2 protein-coding genes are annotated in these 2,175 nt (G+C 72.2%); both read left to right on the forward strand.

Annotated features, from left to right (window positions below):
• Positions 1-118: 118 nt before the first annotated feature.
• Complete coding sequence (locus tag ACPYOM_RS21710; protein WP_481347547.1) at positions 119-1,219, forward strand: ABC transporter ATP-binding protein; 1,101 nt, start codon at positions 119-121, stop codon at positions 1,217-1,219.
• Position 1,220: 1 nt separating this feature from the next.
• A complete protein-coding gene (locus tag ACPYOM_RS21715; protein ID WP_481347548.1) occupies positions 1,221-2,099 on the forward strand; it encodes a glycerophosphodiester phosphodiesterase family protein in 879 nt (292 codons plus the stop codon).
• Positions 2,100-2,175: the final 76 nt, after the last annotated feature.

Consider the following 2,175-nt stretch of genomic DNA (forward strand, 5'->3'; position numbering starts at 1 on the left):
TCCGTCGTCGGCAGCGTCAGATGTGTATAAGAGACAGCTCCTCATGCCGGCACGCCCCTGAACTCGAGAGACCCGAACCCGAGACACCGAAACACCCGAGACACCCGAGAGGCCGGTCATGGCAACCGTGTACTTCGACGAGGCGACTCGTCGGTTCAGCAAGGACGACGCCCCGGCGGTCGACGGCATCACGCTCGACATCGCCGACGGTGAGTTCCTCGTCCTCGTCGGCCCGTCCGGCTGCGGCAAGTCGACGACGCTGCGGATGCTCGCCGGCCTCGAGCCCGTCGACGGCGGTCGGGTCCTCGTCGACGGCCACGACCAGAAGGGCGTCCGCCCGCGGGACCGCGACATCGCGATGGTCTTCCAGAGCTACGCGCTCTACCCGAACATGACGGCGGCCCAGAACATGGCCTTCGCCCTCGACAACGCCAAGGTGAGCCGGGCCGAGACGAAGCAGCGCGTCGCCGAGGCGGCCAGGATCCTCGAGCTCGACACGCTCCTCGACCGCAAGCCGGGCCAGATGTCGGGCGGCCAGCGCCAGCGGGTGGCCATGGGCCGGGCCATCGTGCGCAACCCCAAGGTCTTCTGCATGGACGAGCCGCTGTCCAACCTCGACGCCAAGCTGCGCGTGTCGACCCGCTCGCAGATCGCCGGCCTGCAGCGCCGGCTCGGGATCACGACCGTGTACGTCACCCACGACCAGGTCGAGGCGATGACGATGGGCCACCGGGTCGCGGTGCTGCGCGACGGCCGGCTCCAGCAGGTCGACACCCCGGAGCGCCTCTACGACGCGCCGGTGAACACGTTCGTCGCCTCGTTCATCGGGTCGCCGGCCATCACCCTCGTCGAGACGTCGCTGCACGAGGCGAGCGCCGACGTCCTCGGTGTCCGGGTCCCGGTCGAGCGCAGCCTCGCCTCGCAGGCGCGGGAGAAGGTCGTCGTGGGGCTGCGTCCCGAGTCGTGGCACGTCGTCGAGGCCTCCGCGCGCGATGCCGACGGCGGGTCGGTCGGCCTCAACGTCGAGCTCGTCGAGGCGCTCGGCTCCGAGTCGTTCGTCTACGGGCGGCCGGTCGGTGCCGGCCCGGAGGCCACTCGCGTCACGGTGCGTCTCGACAAGCGAACCCATCTCGGCGTCGGGGACGTCGTCCACGTCGCCCCGAACCCTTCGGAGGTGCACCTCTTCGACGCGTCGACGGGCGAGCGGATCGGGCCGTGAGGTGACCGTGCGCCGAGGGCCGTGGCAGTCGGGCCGCTTCGACGTCGAGGGCCACCGCGGCGCCAAGGGCCTCGTCGTCGAGAACACCCTGGCCAGCTTCACGGCCGCCTTCGAGGCGGGTGTCTCGGGCGTGGAGCTCGACGTGCGGCTCACGGCCGACGGCGAGCTCGTGGTCTGGCACGACCCGGTGCTCCTGCCGGCCAAGTGCGTCGACACCGGCCCCGACGTCGTCGGCCGACGCGTCGGCGACCTCACCCTCGAGCAGCTGCGGACCGTCGACGTCGGCAGCCGGGCCCTGCCGGGCTTCCCCGGCCAGCGGACCGCCCCCGGTGCCCGCGTCTCGACGCTGCGGGAGGTCGTGGGCCACGGGCTCGAGCACGCACCGCAGGTGTGGTGGACGATCGAGCTCAAGGTCGACCCGAACGACCCCACGGAGGCGGCGCGACGCGACGAGCTGCTCGACGGCGTGCTCGACGTCGTCCACGACCTCGCCATCGACCGGCGGTGCTTCGTGCACTCGTTCAACTGGTCGGTCCTCGAGCGCGCCCGCGAGGTGGCCCCGGACGTCGCCCGGTCGGCCCTCGTCGAGTCCGGCGTCACCTGGGTGCCGGGCAGCCCGTGGACCGGTGGCGTCGACGTCGCGGCGCACGGCGACGACGTCGCGGCCGGCGCCGCCGAGGTCGGCGCGGACGTCCTGTCGCCCGAGCACGTGCTCGTCGACGCGACGCTCGTCGCACGGGCCCACGACCTCGACCTGGCCGTGCTGCCCTGGACCGTCAACGACCCGGAGCACATCCGCGCCGTCGTCGCGGCGGGCGTCGACGGGCTCGTGTCGGACTACCCCGACCGTGCGCTCGCACTGGTGGCCGAGCGAACCTGAGCGCCGTCGGGCGAGGGACCGTGCCGACTGGTGCGGCACCTGTCTCTTATACACATCTGACGCTGCCGACGACGGA

It is taken from the genome of Monashia sp. HAY1-2A (assembly GCF_056755315.1).